The following is a 23,066-nucleotide window of genomic DNA, read 5'->3' as shown; positions in this document are numbered from 1 at the left end:
GGTGAGCACGGTCAAGGGCACGGAGCGTCCGCAGGCGGCAACGCCGATGGACAAGTTGTGGCAGGAGAACGGTGCCGAGCGCGCGAGCCACGAGCCGGCGCTGGTGATCGATGTCGCCGGCTTCGAAGGCCCGCTCGACCTGTTGCTCTATCTCGCCCGCAACCAGAAGGTCGATCTGTCGCGCATTTCGGTGCTGGCGCTTGCCGAGCAATATCTGCAGTTCGTCGAAAGTGCCCGGCGTATCCGCATCGAGCTTGCCGCCGATTATCTGGTCATGGCGGCCTGGCTTGCCTATCTCAAGTCGCGGCTGCTGATACCCCAGCAGATCAAGGATGACGGTCCTTCGGGCGAGGAGATGGCGGCAACGCTCGCCTTCCGGCTGAAACGCCTCGAAGCCATGCGCCGGGCCGCCGAAGGCCTCGTCAACCGCAACCGCCTCGGCCGCGACATCTTCGTGCGCGGCGCCCCCGAGCATATTCCCGACCGTCAGCAATCCGCCTATGCGGCAAGCCTCTACGATCTTTTGACCGCCTATGCGGCGCTCCGCCAGCGCAATGCCGTTACCCAGGTGACGATCGAGAGGCGCAACGTCTGGTCGTTGACCGATGCGCGTGAATTGCTGACCCAGATGATCGGCGAGATCGGCGACTGGACGGCGATGGAGCATTATCTGCTACGTTATCTCGCTGCGCCCGAGGAACGCGTCACGGCGATCGCCAGCGCTTTTGCCGCCTCGCTGGAGTTGGTGCGCGAGGGCAAGCTGGAAATCCGCCAGGACGGCGCCTTTCAGCCGATATACATGCGCCGCGGACCAAAACACGCCACGCTGCAGGTGGTGGAGCAGGAGCAGCCGGCTTGATCGATCCGAAGAGCGACGAGGATTTCGAGGACGATTTCGAAGGCAGGAGCCGCGACCTGCAGGACGAGATCGAGGCGGAGCGCATCGCCGAGGCGCTGGTCTTTGCCTCCTCGCAACCGGTCTCCGAAGGCTTCCTCGCCGAGCGCTTGCCCGAGAAAGCTGATGTGCGCGCCATCATGCTGCGTTTGAAGGCGCACTATGCGCCGCGCGGCGTCAACCTCCTGCAGATCGAGGGCGCCTGGGCTTTCCGCACCGCCGCCGATCTCTCCTTCGTCATCCGCCGCGATGAAAACGAAGTGAAGAAACTCTCGCGCGCCGCATTGGAAGTGCTGGCGATCATTGCCTATCACCAGCCGGTGACGCGCGCCGAGATCGAGGATATCCGCGGCGTCCAGACCTCGCGCGGAACGCTCGACGTGCTGATGGAAGCCGGTTGGGTGCGGTTCCGCGGCCGCCGGCGCACGCCGGGCCGGCCGGTGACATTGGGCACGACACGCGATTTCCTCGACCATTTCGGTCTCGAAGAGCTGCGTGATCTGCCCGGTCTCGAAGAATTGAAGGGCGCGGGCTTGCTGTCGGGCCGCATTCCGGCGAATTTCAATATTCCCTCGCCGTTGATGAACGATGAACTGACCGAGGACGAGGATCCTATCACCCAGATGGATCTCGAGGAATTGGGGTTGCTGGCACCGCGCGGCACCTCCGAAGATTGAAGGACTTGCGTCTTGCTTTTGCCATGCATGGCGAAAACAATGGCGGCCGTCACTTTTCGACCGGTCAATGGCTTGTCACAAAGGGCGATACCGTGACATTAAGCGCAGTTCAAAGGGCTTGATGTTGGAAACGGTGTCGGAAATCCTTACATCGAGAGAACATCGAAACAGGGAGTTAGGGTAATGGGTTCTTTTAGCATGTGGCACTGGTTGATCGTTCTGGTCATCGTGCTGTTGTTGTTCGGCCGCGGCAAGATCCCGGAACTGATGGGCGATGTCGCCAAGGGCATTAAGAGCTTCAAGAAGGGCATGACGGACGAAGATGCGCCGGACACGGCCAAGACCGTCGATCACAAGGCCGACGAAACGAAGTAACCAAGTGCGGGAAAAAGCGCAGCCCCCGCGCTTCCCGTTCAGGAGCCTTGCATGTTCGATATTGGCTGGACCGAGCTTTTGGTCATCGCGGTCGTTCTGATCGTGGTCGTCGGTCCCAAGGATTTGCCGCCGATGCTCCGCGCTTTCGGCAAGATGACGCAACGCGCCCGCAAGGTGGCGGGTGAATTCCGTGCGCAGTTCGACGAAGCGTTGCGCGAGGCCGACCTTGACGATGTCCGCCAGACGCTCAGCGACGCCCAGAAGCTCAACCCGGTCAACAGCCTGCGCGAGGCGATGAACCCGCTTCGCCAGATGGGCAACGAGATCAAGGCCGACCTGCAGAAGGCGACCGTAGTCCCGGAAAACAAGATTGAGGTGCCGCCGGCTGCCGTTTCCGCGCCGACGCCTTCGATGAGCCTGCCGGAAACGCCGCCGTTGGTGCCTGCGCCTGCACAGCCTGAACCCGTCGCAGCAGCAGCCGTCGTCCCGGCCGAGACGCTGGCCGCCAAGCCGAAGGCAGTACGCAAGCCGCGCGGCAAGGCTGCCGGCGCGGTCGACGCTGCGGTGGCCGTGCCAGTCGAAAAGCCCAAGCGCACCACCGCAGCTAGAAAGCCAGCCGCGCCGAAGACGCTGGTGCAGACGAAGAAGGACGAAGTATGAGCGGTGATATCGAAGACAAGCCGCAGCCGTTGATCGAGCACCTGATGGAGCTGCGCACGCGGCTGATCTGGTCGATCGGCGCGTTTTTCGTCGCCTTCATCGCATGCTTCTTTTTTGCCAAGCATCTCTTCAACTACCTGGTCATTCCCTACAAGACGGCCGTAATATGGGCGCATCTCGACGTTGAGAAGGCACAGCTGATCTACACCGCGCCGCAGGAATTCTTCTTCACGCAGGTGAAGGTGGCGATGTTTGGCGGCCTCGTGGTTGCGTTTCCGATCATTGCAGCCCAGGTCTACAAGTTCGTCGCGCCGGGCCTCTACAAGAATGAGCGCCAGGCCTTCCTGCCGTTCCTGATCGCTTCGCCGGTGCTGTTCCTGATGGGCGCGGCACTAGTCTATTTCTTCTTCACGCCAATGGTCATGTGGTTCTTCCTGTCGATGCAGCAGGCGCCGGGTCAAGACGAGGTGGCAATCTCGCTTATGCCCAAGGTCTCGGAATATCTGAGCCTGATCATGACGCTGGTCTTCTCCTTCGGCCTCGTCTTCCAGCTGCCGGTCATCACCACGCTGCTTGCCCGGGTCGGACTGCTGACGTCGCAATGGCTGGCCGAAAAGCGCAAATTTGCGATCGTACTTGCCTTCATCGTCGCCGCCGTACTGACGCCGCCGGATCCGATGTCCCAGATCGGCCTTGCGATACCGACGATCCTTCTCTACGAGATTTCCATCCATGCGGCGCGACTCGTAGAGCGCCAGCGTGCCCGGCAGGCGGTCGAAAAGGACACCGAATCCGCGGACGTTGCCAAGACGGACAGCGTCTGAGCGGCAATCCGGAAATCCTTTCTTGAACGCCGTCTCATCCGGTCGAAGCCTGGTCAGGCTTTGGCCGGGTCACTTCTGTTGCAACGACCTGGAACGACGATGCTCGATATCAAATGGATCCGTGAGAATCCCGAAGCGCTCGATGCCGCCCTCGCCAAGCGCGGTGCGGAGCCTCTGGCGCAAAATCTCGTTGCCCTCGATGAAAAGCGCCGCTCCGCCGTGCAGAAGGCGCAGGACTTGCTGTCCCGCCGCAACCTCGCTTCCAAGGAGATCGGCGCGGCGCTGTCGCAGAAGAACGGTGAGCTCGCCGAGAAGCTGAAGGCCGAGGTCGCCGAATTGAAGGCTATGCTGCCGGCGGTCGAGGAAGAGGACCGCCAGCTGACGGCCGAACTCAACGACGCGCTGTCGCGCATCCCGAACATTCCTTTCGACGATGTTCCGGTCGGCAAGGATGAGCATGACAATGTCGTCACCCGTACCGTCGGCGAAAAGCCGCGATGGAACCACACGCCGAAGGAGCACTTCGAAATCGGCGAGGCGCTCGGCTATATGGATTTCGAGCGCGCCGCCAAGCTCTCCGGCTCGCGCTTCACGGTGCTGACCGGGCCGCTCGCCAGGCTCGAGCGGGCGCTTGGCCAGTTCATGATCGATCTCCACACCCGCGAGCACGGCTATACCGAAGTCAGCTCGCCGCTGATGGTTCGGGCTGAAGCGCTGTTCGGCACCGGCAACCTGCCGAAGTTCGAAGAGGATCTCTTCAAGACGACCGACGGTCGCTACCTCATTCCGACAGCCGAGGTGACGCTGACCAATCTGGTGCGCGAGGAGATCCTCGACCAGGAAAAGCTGCCGCTCCGCTTCACCGCCTTGACGCCGTCCTTCCGCTCGGAAGCGGGCTCGGCCGGCCGCGACACCCGCGGCATGCTGCGCCAGCACCAGTTCTGGAAGTGTGAGCTCGTCTCGATCACCGATGCCGAGAGCGCCATCGCCGAGCATGAACGGATGACTGCCTGCGCGGAGGAGGTGTTGAAGCGCCTCGGCCTGCATTTCCGCACGATGACGCTTTGCACCGGCGACATGGGCTTCGGCTCGCGCAAGACCTATGATCTCGAAGTCTGGCTGCCGGGACAGAATGCCTTCCGCGAAATCTCCTCCTGCTCGGTCTGCGGCGATTTTCAGGCCCGCCGGATGAATGCGCGCTACCGTGGCAAGGACGACAAGAGCAACAGGTTCGCCCACACGCTGAACGGCTCCGGCACCGCTGTCGGCCGCTGCCTGATCGCCGTGCTTGAAAATTATCTGAACGAGGACGGCTCGGTCACGGTTCCGGACGTTTTGCTGCCTTATATGGGCGGATTGACCAAGATCGAACGGGCGGCCTGAGGCGATGCGCATCCTGCTTACGAATGACGACGGCATTCACGCCGAAGGCTTGGCCGCGCTGGAGCGGATCGCCCGCACGCTGTCCGACGACGTCTGGATCGTGGCGCCCGAGACCGATCAGAGCGGCCTTGCCCATTCGCTAAGCCTGTCCGAGCCTTTGCGGCTGCGCAAGATTTCCGACAAGCATTTCGCCTTGCGCGGCACGCCGACCGATTGCGTCATCATGGGTATCCGGCAGGTGATGGACATCAAGCCCGATCTGGTGCTCTCCGGCGTCAATTCGGGCTCGAACGTCGCAGACGACGTAACCTATTCCGGGACGATCGCCGGCGCCATCGAAGGCACGATGCAGGGCGTTCGCTCCTTCGCGCTGAGCCAGGCCTATCTCTATGAAGACGGTGCGCGCATCGTGCCATGGGAGGTCTGCGAGACGCATGCGCCGGCTCTTCTGGAAAAGCTGATGGTTCTGGATCTGCCGGAGGGCACGTTCCTCAATCTCAACTTCCCGAATTGCCGTCCGGGCGAGGTCGACGGCGCCGAGGTGACCATGCAGGGCAAGCTCGCCTTCAACCTGCAGGTCGATGCCCGCTCCGATGGCCGGGGCTTTCCCTATTACTGGCTGAAGTTCGGCGAACGCGCCGGCGCCTTCATCGAAGGCACCGATATTCACGCGCTGAAGCATAACAAGATTTCGGTAACGCCTTTGAAACTGGATCTGACCGATTATTCCGTGACGGACCGCGTGGCGCGGGCCCTGGGATACGGAGCACAGGTTTGACGGCAAGACTGGCCGAGAAAGAGGGCTTTGCGGCGCTCGTCCTCAGATTGCGTGCAGAAGGCATCTCCGATCTCGATCTGCTGACCGCAGTCGAGCAGACGCAGCGCTCGCTCTTCGTGCCGCCGCAATTTTCCGATAACGCCTATTCGAGCCGGACGATCCCGATCGAATGCGGCTCCTTCCTTGAAGGCATCGATTTTGTCGTCCGCATCCTGCATCACCTGAAGCTGAAGCCAGGACAACGCGTCCTGGAAATCGGCACCGGCAGCGGCTTTACCGCCGCCGTCATGGGTCGCATGGTCGAGCGTGTTCTGTCCATAGACCGCTACAAGACGCTGACATCGGCTGCGCAGCGGCGCATGGAATCGCTTGGTCTGCGCAACGTCATCATCCGCCACGCCGACGGCAGTGCCGGCATGCAGGGCGAGGGCACCTTCGATCGCATCCTGGTGACGGCGGCCTTCAATGCGATGCCGCGCTTTTATACCGATCAGCTTGTTTCCGGCGGTTCGATGATCGCGCCGCTGATGATCTCCGAGAACGAATGCCGCATGGTGCGGCTGACAAAAACCGGCAGCCGTTTCGAGCGCGAGGAACTGTTCGAAGCCCCTTATCTGCCGATCGTTCCGCGCCTTGCTTCGCTGCTGTAAGCCCAACGATTTTTCACCCGTAAGCTATGGTTATCAACTTCTCAAAAATATGGCACTGATTCCAGCATCTTAACTGCGTGGTAATACTAACGCGTTTTAATGGACCCACAAATGGTTGCGTTCTCAGTGGGTCGAGTCAATGCGTTTCAGTCTTTCGCCGAAGTTCGGGAAGTCGGCCGGTAATCTTCTGGTTGTGGGTCTGCTGGCGAGTGCCGCAACAGGCTGCAGTTCCGATGTGACACGGTTTGGCGGCTTGTTTTCCTCCTCAGGGCAGGATCAGATCACCACAAGTTCCATTCCGCGCAGGGGTGGCGCTCAGGCTGATCCGGTGCCGCGCGCCGATCTCGGCGACTCCGCCGTTGCAAGTCAGTCGGGTTATGGTGGCGGCAATGGCGCGCTGAACCAGCCTTATCCGTCGAGCCCGAGTTATGATCCCGTCCGCACGTCGAGCGCCCGTATGGCTTCTGCGCCAGTTGCGGTGCAGCGTTCCGAGCTTGCCGCTCCGAGCGCCGTTGCGCCGGCGCGCCAGCGGGAAAAGGAAGTCGCGCTCGCCCAACCTTTCCCTTCGGCGCCCCAGGTCGAAAAAAACCGATTGGTGGGCCGGACCGCGCCGAAGCTGGCGCCCGATACCCTGACGACGGGCGCGACGCCGAAGGTTTCCGGCTGGTCCGGGACCAATGCCCCTTCCGTGACGCTGCGTCCGGGTGAAAGCGTTGCCACCCTGTCCCGGCGCTTCGGTGTTCCTGAAAAGGAAATCCTGCGGGTCAACAACCTGAAGACGGCTTCCGCCGCCATGCCCGGCCAGGCGATCCTGATCCCGACCTTCAATGGCGGCAATGCAGCCAAGGCGGCGTCGCAGGCAGCTGACCTCTCCAAACCCGGTAAGATGCCGGAACCGGTGAAGGCGCCTGAGCAGAACGTCGCTGTCGTTCCCGGCGCCAATTCCGCCCGCGACAAGACCATGGCGAGCGCCGATGCCACCGGCAAGCTTCCGGCCGGCGCCGGCAAGGATCCGAGCGCGCCTGCCGGCACCTATGTCGTCAAGCAAGGAGATTCGCTGGCAAAGATCGCCAAGGCGACCGGCACCAAGATCGACGATCTCAAGGCTGCCAACAATCTGTCGGCCAGCTCAGTCAGGATCGGTCAGTCGCTGAAGATCCCGAACGGCACCGCCGACAATATCAAGACAGCATCGATCCAGCCCCAGAAGGTCGATCCGAAGGCGGCTCAGGCGGCGCCCGCCCAGCAGACGGCCTCCGTTGAGCCCGCACCCTACAAGGCGCCGGTCGCCACTCAGACGGTCGACGATGTCGAGAAGAAGTCTGACGTCAGCTCCGCCGCACCGGAATCGACCGGCATCGGCAAGTACCGCTGGCCGGTCCGAGGCCAGGTGATTGCTTCATACGGCGCCAACGTCAACGGCAACCGCAATGACGGCATCGACATCTCTGTGCCGCAGGGAACGCCGATCAAGGCCGCCGAAAACGGCGTCGTCATCTATGCCGGCAACGGCCTGAAGGAACTCGGCAACACGGTTCTCGTCCGTCACGACGATGGCACTGTCACCGTCTACGGCAATGCCGATACGCTGAGCGTTGCCCGAGGCCAGAAGATCCAGCGTGGCCAGACCGTCGCCGTCTCCGGCATGAGCGGCGATGTCAAGCAGCCGCAGGTCCATTTCGAGGTGCGCAAGGACGCATCCCCGGTCAACCCGATGACTTTCCTGGAATAGGTACAGCGTCCCAGGAAGCGCAAAAGCCCGGCCACCCGCCGGGCTTTTGTTATTTAAAGCATGTCGCGCAAAAGTGTGCCGCGGTTTTGGGCAACGACATGCGCAAAAACTAAAGCATGTCGCGCAAAGGTATGCCGCGGTTTTGCGGCAACGACGGCTCTGGAAGAGCGCAACGCGCTTTAGGCCCGGTCGATATGGACGCGCATGCGTCCGGCCAGATCCTGGATATACTGCCAGGCGACGCGGCCGGAGCGGGCGCCGCGCGTCGTTGCCCATTCCAGCGCCTCGGCATGCATCTTGTCGCGTTCGAGCCCGAGCTTGAAATGCTCGGCATAGCCGTCGATCATGCCGAGATAATCTTCCTGGCTGCATTTATGGAAGCCGAGCCAGAGGCCGAAGCGGTCGGATAGCGAAACCTTCTCCTCGACGGCCTCAGACGGATTGATCGCCGTCGACTGCTCGTTTTCCATCATGTGGCGCGGCAGCAGATGGCGCCGGTTCGAGGTGGCGTAGAAGAGCACATTGTCCGGTCGCCCTTCGACACCGCCGTCGAGTGCCGCCTTCAGCGACTTGTAGGCGGTATCGTCGTGGTCGAAGGAAAGATCGTCGCAAAAGACGATGACGCGGTACGGCGTGTCCTTCAGGAGATCGAGCAGGTTGGGCAGGCTCGCTATATCCTCGCGATGGACCTCGACCAGCTTAAGCGCAGAGCCGCTTTCGCGCCTGACATCCTCGTGCACGGCCTTGACCAGCGAGGATTTTCCCATGCCGCGCGCACCCCAGAGCAGCACATTGTTGGCCGCATAACCTTCGGCGAACCGCACCGTATTCTCATGCAGGATGTCGCGCACATGATCGACGCCGCGGATCAGCTTCAGCGCCACTCGGTTCGGCTTGTTCACCGGCTGTAGATGCAGGCGCGATGGCGCCCAGACGAAACAGTCCGCCGCATCCCAATCGTTGACGGCAGGCGCTGGTCCGGCAAGGCGCTCGACGGCATCTGCAAGCCGCTTCAGCTCGGCAAGCAGCGCGGTGTTGATTTCCTCGCTCATCGCAAGCTCCTGATTTCTTGCTGCGGCAATCCGCTTTATCTTTCGATGCGGGGTAGCATGGCGTTTTGCCGGCGGAAAGGTTATGAGGCAGCGGAATCGGTACTGTTTCGGGCTGTTTCTGTTGCATTCATCGAAGCGGCAATTATAGTCCGGCAACCTGAAAAATGAGGCGGAGTTCCGCCGCCAAGCCTGAGGAGTTTAGCATGTTCATCACCCCGGCATTCGCCCAGAGTGCCACCGATACCGCAACCGGTTTCGGCGGCTCCGGTTTCGAAATGATCATCCTGTTCGTGCCGCTGATGGTCGTCTGGTACTTCCTGCTGATCCGTCCGCAGCGCGCACAGGCCAAGAAGCGTGAGGAAACCCTGAAGGCGATCCGTCGCGGCGATCAGGTCGTCACCGGTGGCGGTCTCGTCGGTAAAGTCACCAAGGTTATTGACGACAAGGAAGTCGAAGTCGAGATTGCCGATGGTGTTCGCGTGCGCATCGTCCGCAGCGGTATTTCGGATGTGCGCGTCAAGGGTGAACCCGTCAAGGCCGACGCAGCGTAACAAGCGATAACGGCAGCACTGCCGGATCGGAAGATCGTCGAGAGAATGTTGCATTTTTCCCGCTGGAAAACACTTCTGATCTGGTTGGCCGCGTTTGCGGCCATCGTCATCGCTGCGCCCAATCTGCTGAGCGAGGCGCAGCGCTCTTCTCTGCCGGGCTGGCTGCGGCAGGACCGCGTAACGCTCGGTCTCGATCTGCAGGGCGGCTCGCATATCGTTCTGAAGGTCGAGCGTTCCGATATCGTCAAGGACCGCCTGGAAGAGGCGGTCGCCAATGTCCGAAACGCGCTGCGCGGCGCCGGTATCCGCTATACCGGGCTGACTGGCAACGACCAGACCGTCACCGTCCGGATCACCGATCCGGCTGAGACGCAAAAGGCGGTCGATCTCCTGAAGCCTTTGACGGCCGCCGGCGGACGTTCCGGACCTGAGGTCGCGCTGCAGCAGGGCGAGGAGGGGCAGCTCTCGCTGCAGATTTCCGATGCCGGCATCACCGCCGACGTCGCTTTAGCCCGGACTCGGTCGCTCGATATTGTTGCCCGCCGTATCGCTGGATTCGGCCATGCGAATTTTCTCGTTCGCCCCGATGGCGCCGACCGGATCGTCGTGCAGGTGCTGGGATCGGTCGATGCGGAACGGCTGAAGAACCTCCTCAACCAGCCGGCCAAGCTTTCTTTTCATCTGATCGATGCAAGCATGTCGGGGCAGGAGGCGCTGAACGGCCGCTGGCCGGCGACATCGCAGGTGCTCTATTCGCTGGACGATCCGCCGGTTCCTTATCTCGTCGATCGCACGGCTTTCCTCACGGGCAGCGACATGGTCGGTATCGAGCCGGTCGTCGATCCGCAGACCCAGGATAGCTCGATTGCCTACCGCCTCGACGCGGAAGGAACGCGGCGGCTGGCAGAGGTGACGGGGCAAAATATCGGCAAGCACGTTGCCATCGTCTTCGACGATCAGGTGATGTCGTCACCGGCCATCGATGCGGCGATCACCGGCGGGGAGGGGGCGATTTCGGCGAACTTCTCCGAGGATGGTGTCCGCGACCTGGCGATCATGCTGCGCGCCGGCGCCCTGCCGGCGACGCTGACGAGCGTCGAGGAGCGCAGCGTCAGCCCGCGATTCGGCGCCGACTCCATCTTCTCCGGCCTCATTGCCGGCCTCGTCGCCGTCGTGCTGGTCGCAGCATTGATGATCGCGCTCTACCGCATCCTCGGCGTCATTGCCGTCGTCTCGCTCGTTTTCAACTTGATCCTCATCGTCGCGGTGCTCAGCCTTGCCGGCGCGACGCTCACCTTGCCCGGCATTGCCGGCATCGTGCTCATTGTCGGCATGGCGGTCGACTCGAACGTTCTGATCTACGAGCGCATCCGTGAAGAGGAAAAAACTGCCCATTCCTTTGCCGAGGCCGCCGGCCGCGGTTTCTCGCGCGCCTTCGCAACGATCGTCGATGCGAATGTGACGATCTTCATCGCCGCCATCATCCTGTTTTTCCTCGGCAGCGAATCCATCCGCGGTTTCGCGGTGACGCTGGCGGTCGGCATCCTCACGACCGTCTTCACGGCCTTCACGCTGACGCGCTCGATCGTCGCCGTCTGGCTGCTGCGGCGCCACCCCGGGCATCTGCCGAAAAGCGTTCTGACCCATCTTTTCGAACACGCCAATATCCGGTTCATGGGGATCCGCCGTTACGTCTTTACGGCGTCGGCGATCATTTCGCTGATCGCCATGGCCGCCTTTGCCACCGCCGGCCTGCGTCTCGGCATCGATTTCACCGGCGGCTCGCTCATTGAGGTGACGGCGAAGCAAGGCAATGCCGACCTCGCCGATCTTCAATCGCGCCTCAACGATCTCAATCTCGGTGAGGTCAGCGTCGAGCGCGCCGACGGGCCGTCGAATGCACGGACCCGCATCGCCTCCCAGGGCGGCGGCGAGAATGCCGAGCAGTCTGCGGCGACGCTGGTGCGCGGCGAGCTCCAGGAGGATTATGACTTCCGCCGCGTCGAGGTCGTCGGCCCCGCCATCTCCGGCGAATTGACGATGATGGCGACGCTCGGCGTGCTGGCAGCGCTGGCGGCGATCCTGATCTACATCTGGATCCGTTTCGAATGGCAGTTCGCGGTCGGCGCCATCGTCGCGACGCTGCACGACGTCATCATCTTGCTCGGTCTCTTCGTCCTCACCGGCATGGAATTCAACCTGACGAGCGTCGCCGCCGTGCTGACCGTTGTCGGTTATTCCCTGAACGACACGGTCGTGGTCTATGACCGAATGCGCGAGAATCTGAAGCGATACAAGAAGATGCCGCTGCCGATCCTGATCGATGCGTCGATCAACCAGACGCTGTCGCGCACCATACTGACTGCGGCGACGACGCTGCTCGCCTTGCTCGCGCTCTATCTTTTCGGAGGAGAGGTCATCCGCTCCTTCACCTTTACGATGCTCTTCGGCGTCGCTCTCGGCACCTTCTCTTCGATCTATATCGCCGCTCCTGTGCTGATCGTCTTCCGGCTGCGGCCGGAAAGCCCCGACGGGGAAGAGAGCAACAAGACGGATGCTGGTGTAAAATCCGGCACGGTGGTTTGAAAACATGGCAAAAGGCATAGAAATTCGCGCCGCGCATTTTCCCGGGCGCGCGCCGATCGATACTTACGGCAATGGTGGTTTCCGTTTTGCCGACATGTCGCATCGCGGCTCGATTCTTTGCCTGCCCTCCGGCATTCACGGCTGGGATATGGACATGTCGAAACCGCTGTCGCCGGAAAATTTCCGCCGTGTGCTGGATGAGGCCGATGATATCGAGGTTCTGCTCGTCGGGACCGGAACCGAGCTTCGCCGTCTGCCGGAGGCATTGAAGCAGGCGCTGAAGGCGCGTGGCATCGCCTCCGATCCGATGAGCACCGGTGCAGCGGTGCGCACCTTCAATATCATGCTTGCCGAGCAGCGCGCCGTCGCCGCGGCACTGATTGCGGTCTGACGATGGTTGAAGCGAAGCCTGCGACGAACCAGGAGATCTGCCTGGCGATGCTGCGCGACAGCGATCGCGACCGCTACCTTGCCTGCCTGCTGTCGCCGGAGGACAAGCGCGGGGCGCTTGCAGCCCTCTACGCCTTCAATGCCGAGCTTGCCCGCATCCGTGATCTCGTACACGAACCGTTGCCCGGCGAGGTGCGGCTGCAATACTGGCGCGACCTGCTGGAAGGCAGCGCCCACGGTTCGACGGCGGCCAATCCCGTCGCTTCAGCACTACTGACGGCGATCGAAGCGCACAGCCTGCCGCGCAAGACGCTGATCGACATGATCGAGGCCCGCACCTTCGATCTCTATGACGATCCGATGGAAACGCGTTTGTCGCTCGAAGGGTATGCCGGCGAGACGGCATCGGCCCTCATTCAGCTTGCAAGCCTGGTGCTTTCGCCCGAGGAAGCCGCACGATCGGCCGACGCCGCCGGTCATGCCGGTGTAGCCCAGGCGGTCGCCGGCCAGTTGCTGCTGATGCCGCTCCATCGCCGCCGCGGCCAGGTCTATATTCCGCTGCAGATCCTTTCCGCCACCGGTCTCAACCGCGATACCTTCCTTGCCGGCGAAGACCGGCCGCGCATTTCCGCCGCCATCGAAGCCTTTGCCGGCCTCGGTCGCGAACATCTGGCAAAGGCGAGGGCGGCAGGGCCGATCGCGCCCCCGGTCTTTCCGGCCTTCCTGCCGGCGACGCTTGCCGAACCGGTGCTTTTCAGGGCGCAGAAGCTCGGCGCCGTCCTGTTCGACCGGCCGCTGCAGCCGCCGCAATGGCGCCGCCAGCTCAGAATGGCCCTCTCGGCCGTCCGCAGAAAAATCTGACACCGGTCAAACTCGCGCAAGTCTCGCGCGTTACAAGGCTTGAACCGCTACCTTTTGAACGGAGACTCGGCGTGGGCATTATCGTCTGGTGCGTTCTATTCGCCATCGTCATCTTCTTTGCCTTCGTGGTAACGCGCATGGCTGCGCAGAACAAGGAAGACGGCCTGCATGACACGGGCCTCGCCATTATCGAGTTCGGCCGCGCCTTTCCGAACGAGGCGATCCGCCAGTTGCAGGCGACGGAGAACGGCCAGGCCATTTTCGTGCGCCTGCATGACAACAAGGCCGGCTTCATGCGCAACATGTCGCGCCACTTCGCCTGTCATCTGATCGAGCCGGGCCGCGTGCGCGTCGTCAGCTCGCAAACGGGCAAGGGCTTGGTGATCGATTTTCTCGATGCGCCTCATCACAACGGCGATTTCGAATTCGCTTCCGCCAAGGAGTCCGCGGAAGTGGCGCTTTGGCTGCTCGGCAACTATATCGCCGAGCCGGATAAAGATCTGCCGTCCGACCATATTTCGGCGGCGAACAAGCACTAGATAGCGAGTTAGGCGCTTTCAGCGAGCGGCGAGTTCTGGCCCAGCCAAGCGGCGCAGTCTGCAAGCGCGCGCCGGGCGATCAACTGCCGCTTCATGATCGTCTTGTCCTTGCCACGGAAGCGCTTGACGCCCTCGGGCTTGACGATCGATCCGGGCTGAAGTTCCGGAAACAGCCCGAAATTGATGTTCATCGGCTGGAACGAGCGTTTGCCAGGCTCTTCTTCGGTGACGATATGGCCGCCAGTGATATGACCGAGCAGCGAGCCGAGCGCCGTTGTTGCCGGCGGCAGCGAGATCGCCTCGCCCTTGCGTTCGGCAGCAGCGAAACGGCCGGCCATCAGCCCGACGCTGGCGCTTTCCACATACCCCTCGCAGCCGGTGATCTGGCCGGCGAAACGTAGGCCGGGCCGCGATTTCAAGGTCAGCGAAGGGTCGAGCAGAGTGGGGGAATTGATATAGGTGTTGCGGTGCAGGCCGCCGAGGCGGGCGAATTCCGCATTTTCCAGGCCGGGGATCATCCGGAAGATTTCCGCCTGCGCGCCATATTTCAGCTTCGTCTGGAAGCCAACCATATTGTAGAGCGTGCCGAGCGCATTGTCCTGCCGCAGCTGCACGACGGCATAAGCCTTGACCGTCGGGTTATGCGCGTTGGTCAGCCCCATCGGCTTCATCGGCCCGTGGCGCAGCGTCTCGCGGCCGCGTTCGGCCATCACCTCGATCGGCAGGCAGCCGTCGAAATAGGGCGTACCTTCCCATTCCTTGAAACCGACCGTGTCGCCCGATATCAGTGCGTCGACGAAGGCATTGTACTGCGCCTCGTCCATCGGGCAATTGATGTAATCCTTGCCAGTGCCGCCGGGACCGACCTTGTCGTAGCGCGACTGATACCAGCAGATATCCATGTCGATGCTCTCGCGGTAGACGATCGGCGCGATGGCATCGAAGAAGGCGAGCGAATCCTCGCCCGTCTGAGCCTGGATCGCGCTTGCGAGTGACGGCGTGGTCAGCGGCCCGGTGGCAACGATGGCAAGATCCCAGTCACCAGGCGGCAGGCCCGTGACCTCTTCACGTACGACCGTGATCAGCGGGTGGTCGTGGATCGCCCGGGTCACGGCTTCGGAAAAGCCGTCGCGATCGACGGCAAGCGCGCCGCCGGCCGGCACCTGGTGGCGATCGGCAGTAGCCATGATCAGCGAGCCCGCCATGCGCATCTCGGCATGGATGACGCCGACGGCATTGCTGGTCGCATCGTCGGAGCGGAAGGAGTTGGAGCAGACCAGCTCGGCAAGTCCGTCGGTCTTGTGCGCATCCGTGCCGCGCACCCCGCGCATTTCATGCAGGATGACGGGAACGCCGGAACTGGCGATTTGCCAGGCGGCTTCCGAACCGGCAAGTCCGCCGCCGACAACGTGGATGGGGGAATAGGAAGAGATCGTGTTCATTCCGGGCTGATATCATGTTGGCAGATGCGATCCAACACCCCGGAATCAAAAACGGCGCCTCGGGGCGCCGTCTTGAAAACATCAAGCCCGTTGTTAGCGACTGGCTATTAACGGAACGAGCGGGATGCGATATTGCGGATGTCGTAACGGCTGACGCCGATATCAGACAGGGTCTGGTTCGAAAGGCCGCCGAGTTCGTTGAGCGTACGGCGGTAGCTGAGCCAGCTTCTTGCAATGCGGATCGGGTTCATTGTCTTTTTCCTCAAACAAATGTCCGCTGGATGGCGGGATCGCCTATCTCTCTGCGGTTGATGTTTATATAGGCGAGAACCGCGCTTTTGTGCAGTGCAAATAAAAGGCGTCTGCTATGCAATTGTGCAATGTGATGCTTGCCAATTAAGCGGTGGATATTTTTTGAGCGGGCTAAGGAAGCGCGCAAAGGCGTGCAACCGGCGCGGCAGTGCGTAGGGAAAAAGAAAACGCCCGCTGTGGATACAGCGGGCGTTTCGATGGAGGACAAGCTGCTTGGGAGGAGACAGCGATTGCCTTGAATTAGCGGGCGGAAGCCTCACGGGCAACGCGATGGATGTCCGAACGGTCGATGCCGAGGTCGTGCAATTCGCGGTTGCTCATGCGGCCGAGTTCGGTGACGGTCTGACGGTACTTGCGCCAGTTATTGAAAGAGCGAGAGAAGTTCATGTTAAGCCCCTTTCCGAGGGTTTGATCTGCCAGCAGCCACTGATCGGCGCTGACCTCTATTTGATGACCAGAATATATGTTGCGGCGCGAAAGAGGAAAACAGCCAAGTTTTCAGATCACCTATGCGAACTATGCAATGCTCAAGCGCTGTTTGACCAAGACTTACCGCATTTTGGTCAACGAATAGGCAAAGTGATTTTGAGGAAAGCAATCTGATTTGGCGCACCGAACCGGCGTTCTTGCGTCAAAACGCTGTCCCCTTCGGCGGTTCCGCCTGTCCGTCCACCATAATGAGGCATGTCGCTTCGGATCCCAAGCCGCCCATATATCAGCAGCCTCGTCAGGGCGGTGTGGCGGCAGTGCGGCACGACGGCGCGACCCGGCCGAAATCCGGGACGCCAATGCTTTAATTGCATTTTTCGCAATAAAACGCCCGCCGGGGGAGGATCCGGCGGGCGCATTATGTTGACTGGCAACTGGGAGGAGGAGTGTTGCCAGTCTTATCGCAGCGCGCTTGCGAGGAGGAGTGCGCGGCTGCGAACCTCGTCACGGACAATCATTCCGCGGGCATCCGGCATAACCGGGCCGGGGCGCCATCCCCATGCTTCGATGAGTCTCAAAATAGTATGACTAATTGAATTTTTGCAGTGCAATAAATTCACGGTTGATATGCGCAATGTGCATACCTCTCCGGACATGCGCTTATAGTAGCGCTGATGACGTTAGCGGCCGGTTAATACTCGCCCCAATTTAGACCAATGAGGAATTTGTATATTTGTCGCGAGGACGTTTGCGAACCTCGATGCTGCGTCTATAACGACGGAAGCCGCAGCGCCGGAACGAGCGTCGCGGAAGTCAAGGGGTGGGAGCATGTATCGCGGCAGATTGGAGCGGGATCTCTCGCTCTGGGTAGGCAAGGGCCTGCTGGGGCAGGAAACCGCAGGCGCGCTTCTTGCCGAATATGACAGCCGCCCGGCAAGCTTCAGCCTCGGGCGGGTGCTGATGGCGCTGGCGGCGGTGCTGCTGGCAGCCGCCATCCTGCTGGTCGTCGCCTCCAACTGGGAGGCCATCCGCGGCTTATCCGCGTCGGCGTGATCCTTGCCCTGATCTGGGCGGTGCACCTCGCCGCCGCCCGGATGCTCGCCCGCGGCGCGTCAGCGGCGGCAAGCGGCTTGCTGATTATCGGCGCGATGAGTTTCGGCGGTGCCATTTCGCTGGTCGGGCAGATGTATCATCTCTCCGGAGATGAGCAGTCGGTGATGTATCTCTGGTTCGCCATCGCGACGATCTCGGCGATCCTGTTCCGCTCAGGTGCGGTGGCCGTCGTCGCCGGATTCCTGTCCTGGGCATCCTTTGCCGTTTATCTCGAGAATTACGACACGCATTGGATAGAGTTCGATCCCTGGATGGCGCCCGTCATGGCGGCGATCGTTATCGGGCTGGTGCGGTATACCGGCGCCGAGCGGGCCCGCCATCTCGCCTATCTGCTGCTGATCGGCTGGCTTGCCTGGCTCTATACGCTTTACGAGGAGATCGCCGTGGCGCTCGCCTTCGCGATCGGCGGCATGGTGGCCTTCGTCCTGACGGCCTTGCCAACCCGCTCTGTTGCCTCCCTGGTCCGGAGCGCCGGTGCGGCCCCGGCCTTCTACAGCTTCCTCGTCGCCGCGATCGGCCTCCTGCTGCTGCACATCGAAATCGCGGACGGCTGGCGATTGGTTGTGCTCGGCGTGGCGACGCTTGCCGCCTCGGTGCTGGCGATCGCTCTGCATGGCAGGGACAACGGCGCGGTGCGTTATCTCGCTTATACGACCTTTGCCGCCGAGATGCTTTATCTCGCTTCCGTCACGGTCGGCTCGATCCTCGGCACGTCGAGCCTCTTCCTGTTCTCCGGTCTCGTCGTCGCGCTGGTTGCCTGGATCGTCATCCGTCTCGAACGGCGCTTTTCGGCGAATGCACAGGGAGAGCGCGCATGAACCCGTTGATGGCAAGGCTGCACTCCGGCAGGGGCTATCTGCTTTCGGCAATCATCGTCGCCGGTCTGCAGACCGTGATCCTCGGCACGATCATCCAAAGCCGCGCCTCGATCCTCAACAACGGCGCCGAAGTGCTGCTGAAGACGGCACCCGTCGATCCGCGCGATTTCCTGCGCGGCGATTATGTCGTCTTGAACTATGACATTTCTTCGGTGCCGGTGCAGACGGTCTCGGGCGGCATTCCGGCAGAGCCCGGCGAGCGCACGCTATGGGTTCGGTTGAAGAAGCAGGAAGACGGTTTCTGGACGGTGATCGAATCGTCCTTTCACGAACTGCCGCCGCTGCCGGAGACCGTGATCCTTCGCAGCCGGCCATTCTACAGTGGCGGACTTGCCGCCGGCGACAGCATTCGCGTCGAATACGGCATCGAGCGCTATTACGTTCCCGAAGGTCAGGGCAAGCCGATCGAGGATGCCCGCAACGGCGGCAACGTCGCAATCGCCGTGCGCGTCTCGCCGGCGGGAAGCGCGCAGATCCGCGGTCTTCTCGTTGACGGCAAGCCGGTTTACGACGAGCCGCTCTACTGATCCGGCGGCACTTCGGAAGCGCGCGATTTGCGGGCCGCAAATCCCTGTCATTTGCCGTTCATTTTTCCTTTGCCTCGACCAAATCGGGTGATATAGAGACGCCGCGCTCCGGAAGGCCTCATGCGCAGGCATAGGCATGCGGTTTTGTGAACGCGGGTATGGTGAAATTGGTAGACACGCCAGATTTAGGTTCTGGTGCCGCAAGGCGTGGGAGTTCAAGTCTCTCTACCCGCACCAAGCTGTTTGCAGGCGGGAGATAGTCGTCCCGAATACCCGGCGAGTGCCGTTCCCCTTTGGGTGGAATGATACAGGAATTGGGAAAAGCCACGCGCGGCACGCTCGCCGGCGTCGTGCTCATTGAAACGAACGGCGTCTGGGCACGGCCGCCAGGACATGAAGGTAGGAAGACATGCAGGTTATCGAAACGCTCGCTGAAGGTCTGAAGCGCGAAATCAAGGTCGTTATCCCGGCCAAGGACATGCAAGACAAGATGAATGAGCGTCTTGCCGATGTGAAGGACAAGGTCCGCATCAACGGCTTCCGTCCGGGCAAGGTACCCGCAGCTCACCTGAAGAAGGTCTACGGCAAGTCGATCATGGCCGAACTCGTCAACGAGATCGTCCGCGAGCAGCCGTCCGCCATCCTCTCCAGCCGCGGCGAGAAATCGGCCACGCAGCCGGAAATCGCCATGACCGAGGACAAGGACGAAGCCGACAAGATCCTCGCCGCCGAGCAGGATTTCGAGTTCACGCTCTCCTATGAAGTGCTGCCGCCGATCGAACTGAAGTCGGTCACGGGCATCAAGGTCACGCGCGAAGTCATCGACATCTCGGACGACGAAGTTACCGAGCAGGTCCTAAAGGTTGCCGAAAGCGCCCGCGCTTACGAGACCAAGACCGGCAAGGCCGCCAACGGCGACCGCATCACCATGGATTACGTCGGCAAGGTCGACGGCGAAGCCTTTGAAGGCGGCACCGACCAGGGCGCCGAACTGGTGCTCGGCTCCGGCCGCTTCATTCCGGGCTTCGAAGACCAGCTCGTCGGCGTCAAGGCCGGCGACGAGAAGACCATCACCGTGACCTTCCCGGCCGATTATCCCGCCAAGAACCTTGCCGGCAAGGAAGCGACCTTCGACGTATCGGTCAAGGATGTTGCAGCCCCCGGCGCCGTCGAGATCAACGACGAACTCGCCTCCAAGCTCGGCATCGAATCCGCCGATCGCCTGAAGGAAATCGTCCGTGGCCAGATCGAATCGCAGTACGGCTCGCTGACCCGCCAGAAGCTGAAGCGTCAGATCCTCGACCAGCTCGATGAGATGTACAAGTTCGAGACCCCGGCCTCGCTCGTCGACGCCGAATATAACGGCATCTGGAGCCAGGTGAACAACGACCTCGCTCAATCCGGCAAGACCTTCGAGGACGAAGAGACGACCGAAGAGAAGGCACGTGAGGAATACAAGACGCTTGCAGAGCGTCGCGTCCGCCTCGGCCTCGTTCTCTCCGAAATCGGCGAAAAGGCTGGCGTCGAAGTCACCGAAGACGAGATGCAGCGCGCCATCTACGATCAGCTGCGCCAGTATCCCGGCCAGGAAAAGCAGATCCTCGAATTCTTCCGCAGCCAGCCGGGCGCCGCAGCTTCGATCCGCGCGCCGATCTTCGAAGAGAAGGTCATCGATCATCTGCTGACCGAAATCGACGTCACCGACAAGAAGGTGACCAAGGAAGAACTGCTCGCCGAGGAAGAAGGCGAGGCGAAGGCTGAAACCAAGAAGGCCGCCCCGAAGAAGAAGGCTGCCGCCAAGGCCGAAGCTGCCGACGCCAGCGAAGGCGAAGAAGCCGCCCCGAAAAAGAAGGCCGCTCCGAAGAAGAAGGCAGCGGACGAAAGCGCCGAATAATCGCCTCCCGGTTCTAATGTTTGAAGGCCCCGCCATCGTGCGGGGCCTTTTGCTATCATCCAGGGCGGTTCATTCGCGCGCGCCTTCTCTATTGTTGAGTTGCGTCAACTGCAGCAACAAACAGTTGCATTGACGCGTAATTCGATGCAGATTTTGCTGGTGGGTGGAGGGACCTGAAAATGACTGCAAAAAATGACATGAAGAAACGCGTGGAAGAAATCTACGCTGTGCGTGACCGCGGCGATATCGAGGGCACGCTGGCACTGTTCGGGGAGGATTGCACCTTCCGGATGGCCGGCAATGCACGGATGGCGCCTCTTTCGACTGAATCCGGCGGGCCTGCCTTTCGCCAGGTGATAGAGCAGCTCATCACTGTTTGGGATCTATCCAAGATCAAGACAACCGGCATTTATGTCGACGAGGACGAGCATATGGTCTTCGCCCATCGTGAAGGTGAGGTCCGGCACATCCCATCGGGCGTAAGCTTCCATACGGAATTCGTCGACAAAATCCATTTCAGGGATGGGAAACCAGTCAAGATCGTCGAATTCGTCGACACGCTGCAAGTGGCTGAGATAGCCCAGATAAACCCGGTCGCTCAAACCTCAAGCCGCTAAAGCGTATCGCATCGAACGTGATCCGTGCGATGCGCTTTAGCGGAATTGCTATTCAATGCGCGGTCCGCGTCAGCTCCGCCACTTTCCTCACATGGCTGACGGCAGCAGTGCCGCCTGCTGTTTTGGTGAAGAGGCTGAGTGTTTCTTCCTCATCGTCGGCGACCGGCGTCAGGGCCTGATCCATATAGGTCTTCGACTTCGCTTCCCTTGAAATCAGGAATGCCGAAATGGTCAGGCCGATGATCGTGCCGGCGAGCGAAGCGTGTTTTCTGAATGTTTCCCAGGCAAAGCGCGGCCAGAAGACCAGCGGATTTTCGCGCGGCAGGTCGGGGCGCCGCTCCGAAGGCGTCTTCAGGCGCAGGAGGCCACTCTGCAGCGGATGCACGTTTTCCAGCGGCACGGTGGTCGCGAAGGAGACGAGAACCTTGACGAGTCTTGCGAGCGGTACCCCGGTCGCCACGGCCCGGCGCAGTAGCGTCTTCATGTGCTTTGGTGAATAATAGAGCGCCCAGGCCTCGTGGTAGATGTCTTCCCACTCCTGCTTGCTCATCTTCGGATGCGCGGTGCAGACGTGTTCGACATCGTAGATGTTGAGATCGGCGTCCATCTCGACATTCTTCTTCCATAGGACCTGATGATCCTCGGAGCCGGGCAACGGCGTCAGGATGAAGAATTCGATGACGTCGAGCGGCAGCTCTTCCTGGATGATCGCGATGTCGCGGCGGATCGATTCCGGCGTGTCGGCGGGGAAGCCCAGGATATAGCCGGCGAGCGTCATGATGCCCTGCGCCTTCCAGGCGAGCAGCATCTTGCGATATTCAGTGATCTTGTTCTGGTTCTTCTTGGCGGCCGTCAGATTGTCAGGATTGACGTTTTCGAGGCCGATGAAGACACGGGTGACGCCGGCGCGCCGGGATTTCTCGATGAAATTCGGGATCTTGTGGCAGAGCGTGTCGACCTGGATCATCAGGCCGAGCGGAATGCCGTCCCGCTCCTTGAGTTCGATCAGCCGGTCGAAGATCGCTTCCCAATCCTTGTTGCGGGCGAAATTGTCGTCGGTGATGAAGAATTTATGGATGCCCTGCGCCCAGTTCATTCGCACAAGCTTTTCGACGTCATCGGCCGAGCGGAAGCGCGACTTGCGTCCCTGCACATTGATGATGGTGCAGAACGAGCACTGATAGGGACAGCCGCGTCCGGCATCGAAGCTGGTGCTGAGCCCGAGCGTGCGCTGGATATTGTCCTTCGGCAGGAAGGGAACCGGCGTGCCGCCGATGCCGGGAAGGTCGTTCATGAAATTGTAGAGCGGCTTCAGTTCCCCGCTCGCGGCATCGCGCAGCACCATCTCCAGCCGGCCCTCGGCCTCACCGGCAAACATCGAGATGCCCATGTCGCGGCAGGCTTCGAGCCCGACCGCTTTGCCGTCCAGCATCGACAGGCAGCCGGAAACATGGAAGCCGCCGATCGAAACCGGCAGGCCGGCATCGCGGAAGGGCCGGGCGATATCGAGCGCACGTGGATACTGGTTGGTCTGGACGCCGACCAGCGCGATCATGCCGAAATTGTCGTGGCGCTTGAACTGTGCAAGCAGCCCGGCGAAGTCGATGCGCGTATTGGTCTCGTCGATCACGGTGATGTCGATTGCCGTATCGGGCCCGAGCACCTTGCGTTCCGCGCATTCGGCAGCGATGCCATAGAGAGCCGCGAGCGAATTGGAAGGGATCATCGCCCGCCACCAGCGGATGACATAACCGTCGTCGTCATAATGCGACGGCTTGATCAGGATCAGCTGAAAACGTCGGCGCGCAGCTTCCAAGACATGGGACAAGATTATCTATCTTTCTTCAGAAGCTTTTGCCGGAGGCAAAATGGCGTTGAATGCATCTATCAGGCATAGCGTA

22 protein-coding genes, 1 tRNA gene and 1 pseudogene are annotated in these 23,066 nt (G+C 61.2%); 19 read left to right on the top strand and 5 right to left on the bottom strand.

Annotation, left to right across the window (positions count from 1 at the left end; all coding sequences use genetic code 11):
* Position 1: 1 nt before the first annotated feature.
* The 9 genes from ACS4RS_RS19975 (at position 2) to ACS4RS_RS19935 (ending at position 7,974) form a co-directional block, all read left to right on the top strand.
* Entirely contained in the window at positions 2 to 859 is an 858-nt protein-coding gene (locus tag ACS4RS_RS19975; RefSeq protein WP_439009587.1) for a segregation/condensation protein A, read from the top strand.
* A complete protein-coding gene (gene scpB, locus ACS4RS_RS19970; RefSeq protein WP_439009588.1) occupies positions 856 to 1,572 on the top strand; it encodes an SMC-Scp complex subunit ScpB in 717 nt (238 codons plus the stop codon). Before ACS4RS_RS19975 ends, scpB begins: the two co-directional genes overlap by 4 nt.
* Before the next feature lie 183 nt (positions 1,573 to 1,755).
* Complete coding sequence (locus ACS4RS_RS19965) at positions 1,756 to 1,947, top strand: twin-arginine translocase TatA/TatE family subunit (protein ID WP_003538990.1); 192 nt, start codon at positions 1,756 to 1,758, stop codon at positions 1,945 to 1,947.
* Between the two features lie 51 nt (positions 1,948 to 1,998).
* Positions 1,999 to 2,607, top strand: a complete 609-nt coding sequence (gene tatB, locus ACS4RS_RS19960; protein WP_439009589.1) for a Sec-independent protein translocase protein TatB — start codon at positions 1,999 to 2,001, stop codon at positions 2,605 to 2,607.
* Entirely contained in the window at positions 2,604 to 3,431 is an 828-nt protein-coding gene (tatC, locus tag ACS4RS_RS19955; RefSeq protein WP_097625286.1) for a twin-arginine translocase subunit TatC, read from the top strand. The genes tatB and tatC overlap by 4 nt, the downstream gene beginning before the upstream one ends.
* 99 nt (positions 3,432 to 3,530) lie before the next feature.
* Positions 3,531 to 4,814, top strand: a complete 1,284-nt coding sequence (gene serS, locus ACS4RS_RS19950; protein ID WP_439009590.1) for a serine--tRNA ligase — start codon at positions 3,531 to 3,533, stop codon at positions 4,812 to 4,814.
* Positions 4,815 to 4,818: 4 nt separating this feature from the next.
* Entirely contained in the window at positions 4,819 to 5,592 is a 774-nt protein-coding gene (surE, locus tag ACS4RS_RS19945) for a 5'/3'-nucleotidase SurE (RefSeq protein WP_003586945.1), read from the top strand.
* Entirely contained in the window at positions 5,589 to 6,242 is a 654-nt protein-coding gene (locus ACS4RS_RS19940; RefSeq protein WP_439009591.1) for a protein-L-isoaspartate(D-aspartate) O-methyltransferase, read from the top strand. The genes surE and ACS4RS_RS19940 overlap by 4 nt, the downstream gene beginning before the upstream one ends.
* Positions 6,243 to 6,381: 139 nt before the next feature.
* On the top strand, positions 6,382 to 7,974 hold the full coding sequence (locus ACS4RS_RS19935) for a peptidoglycan DD-metalloendopeptidase family protein (RefSeq protein ID WP_449313799.1): 1,593 nt from the start codon (positions 6,382 to 6,384) through the stop codon (positions 7,972 to 7,974).
* 179 nt (positions 7,975 to 8,153) lie between these two features.
* On the opposite strand, the gene ACS4RS_RS19930 is transcribed toward ACS4RS_RS19935, so the two are convergent.
* A complete protein-coding gene (locus ACS4RS_RS19930; RefSeq protein WP_439009592.1) occupies positions 8,154 to 9,026 on the bottom strand; it encodes an ATP-binding protein in 873 nt (290 codons plus the stop codon).
* Between the two features lie 203 nt (positions 9,027 to 9,229).
* Between ACS4RS_RS19930 and yajC the strand changes: the two genes are divergently transcribed.
* The 5 genes from yajC (at position 9,230) to ACS4RS_RS19905 (ending at position 13,953) form a co-directional block, all read left to right on the top strand.
* Positions 9,230 to 9,577: a preprotein translocase subunit YajC gene (yajC, locus tag ACS4RS_RS19925; protein WP_003573534.1), complete on the top strand. Its 348-nt coding sequence runs from the start codon at positions 9,230 to 9,232 to the stop codon at positions 9,575 to 9,577.
* A 45-nt stretch (positions 9,578 to 9,622) separates the two neighbouring features.
* The gene (secDF, locus tag ACS4RS_RS19920) at positions 9,623 to 12,163 is read left to right on the top strand and encodes a protein translocase subunit SecDF (protein ID WP_449313798.1); all 2,541 of its coding nucleotides are present in this window, start codon (positions 9,623 to 9,625) and stop codon (positions 12,161 to 12,163) included.
* 4 nt (positions 12,164 to 12,167) lie between these two features.
* A complete protein-coding gene (locus tag ACS4RS_RS19915; RefSeq protein WP_012557491.1) occupies positions 12,168 to 12,554 on the top strand; it encodes an Mth938-like domain-containing protein in 387 nt (128 codons plus the stop codon).
* A 2-nt stretch (positions 12,555 to 12,556) separates the two neighbouring features.
* Positions 12,557 to 13,414 carry a squalene/phytoene synthase family protein gene (locus tag ACS4RS_RS19910; protein ID WP_439009594.1) on the top strand — a complete coding sequence of 286 codons (858 nt, stop codon included), beginning with the start codon at positions 12,557 to 12,559 and terminating at the stop codon, positions 13,412 to 13,414.
* Between the two features lie 71 nt (positions 13,415 to 13,485).
* Positions 13,486 to 13,953, top strand: a complete 468-nt coding sequence (locus ACS4RS_RS19905) for a hypothetical protein (protein ID WP_439009595.1) — start codon at positions 13,486 to 13,488, stop codon at positions 13,951 to 13,953.
* A gap of 8 nt (positions 13,954 to 13,961) precedes the next feature.
* Here the strand turns inward: ACS4RS_RS19905 and trmFO are convergent, their stop codons facing one another.
* From trmFO to ACS4RS_RS19890, 3 genes are all read right to left on the bottom strand, one after another.
* The gene (gene trmFO / locus ACS4RS_RS19900; protein ID WP_439009596.1) at positions 13,962 to 15,395 is read right to left on the bottom strand and encodes a methylenetetrahydrofolate--tRNA-(uracil(54)-C(5))-methyltransferase (FADH(2)-oxidizing) TrmFO; all 1,434 of its coding nucleotides are present in this window, start codon (positions 15,393 to 15,395) and stop codon (positions 13,962 to 13,964) included.
* Positions 15,396 to 15,502: 107 nt separating this feature from the next.
* Entirely contained in the window at positions 15,503 to 15,646 is a 144-nt protein-coding gene (locus ACS4RS_RS19895; RefSeq protein WP_003539017.1) for a DUF1127 domain-containing protein, read from the bottom strand.
* A 301-nt stretch (positions 15,647 to 15,947) separates the two neighbouring features.
* Positions 15,948 to 16,094 (bottom strand): DUF1127 domain-containing protein, encoded by a 147-nt coding sequence (locus ACS4RS_RS19890; RefSeq protein ID WP_003586937.1) that lies wholly within the window; start codon positions 16,092 to 16,094, stop codon positions 15,948 to 15,950.
* Between the two features lie 870 nt (positions 16,095 to 16,964).
* Here ACS4RS_RS19890 and ACS4RS_RS19885 point away from each other — a divergent pair.
* The 5 genes and pseudogenes from ACS4RS_RS19885 (at position 16,965) to ACS4RS_RS19865 (ending at position 21,165) form a co-directional block, all read left to right on the top strand.
* Positions 16,965 to 18,067 (top strand): annotated as a pseudogene (locus ACS4RS_RS19885) (DUF2157 domain-containing protein).
* Positions 18,064 to 18,654: a GDYXXLXY domain-containing protein gene (locus tag ACS4RS_RS19880; protein ID WP_439009598.1), complete on the top strand. Its 591-nt coding sequence runs from the start codon at positions 18,064 to 18,066 to the stop codon at positions 18,652 to 18,654. Before ACS4RS_RS19885 ends, ACS4RS_RS19880 begins: the two are co-directional and overlap by 4 nt.
* A gap of 152 nt (positions 18,655 to 18,806) precedes the next feature.
* Positions 18,807 to 18,891: transfer RNA gene (locus ACS4RS_RS19875), tRNA-Leu, on the top strand.
* A 172-nt stretch (positions 18,892 to 19,063) separates the two neighbouring features.
* The gene (gene tig / locus ACS4RS_RS19870) at positions 19,064 to 20,548 is read left to right on the top strand and encodes a trigger factor (protein WP_449313797.1); all 1,485 of its coding nucleotides are present in this window, start codon (positions 19,064 to 19,066) and stop codon (positions 20,546 to 20,548) included.
* A gap of 179 nt (positions 20,549 to 20,727) precedes the next feature.
* Positions 20,728 to 21,165: a nuclear transport factor 2 family protein gene (locus ACS4RS_RS19865; protein ID WP_439009600.1), complete on the top strand. Its 438-nt coding sequence runs from the start codon at positions 20,728 to 20,730 to the stop codon at positions 21,163 to 21,165.
* Between the two features lie 52 nt (positions 21,166 to 21,217).
* Here the strand turns inward: ACS4RS_RS19865 and ACS4RS_RS19860 are convergent, their stop codons facing one another.
* On the bottom strand, positions 21,218 to 22,993 hold the full coding sequence (locus tag ACS4RS_RS19860) for a radical SAM protein (protein WP_439009601.1): 1,776 nt from the start codon (positions 22,991 to 22,993) through the stop codon (positions 21,218 to 21,220).
* Between the last annotated feature and the right edge of the window lie 73 nt (positions 22,994 to 23,066).

It is taken from the genome of Rhizobium sp. F40D2 (assembly GCF_051810745.2).
Classification (GTDB): Bacteria; Pseudomonadota; Alphaproteobacteria; order Rhizobiales; family Rhizobiaceae; genus Rhizobium.
Note: the sequence above shows the minus strand (reverse complement) of the source record. Positions and strands in the feature narration are given on the sequence as shown.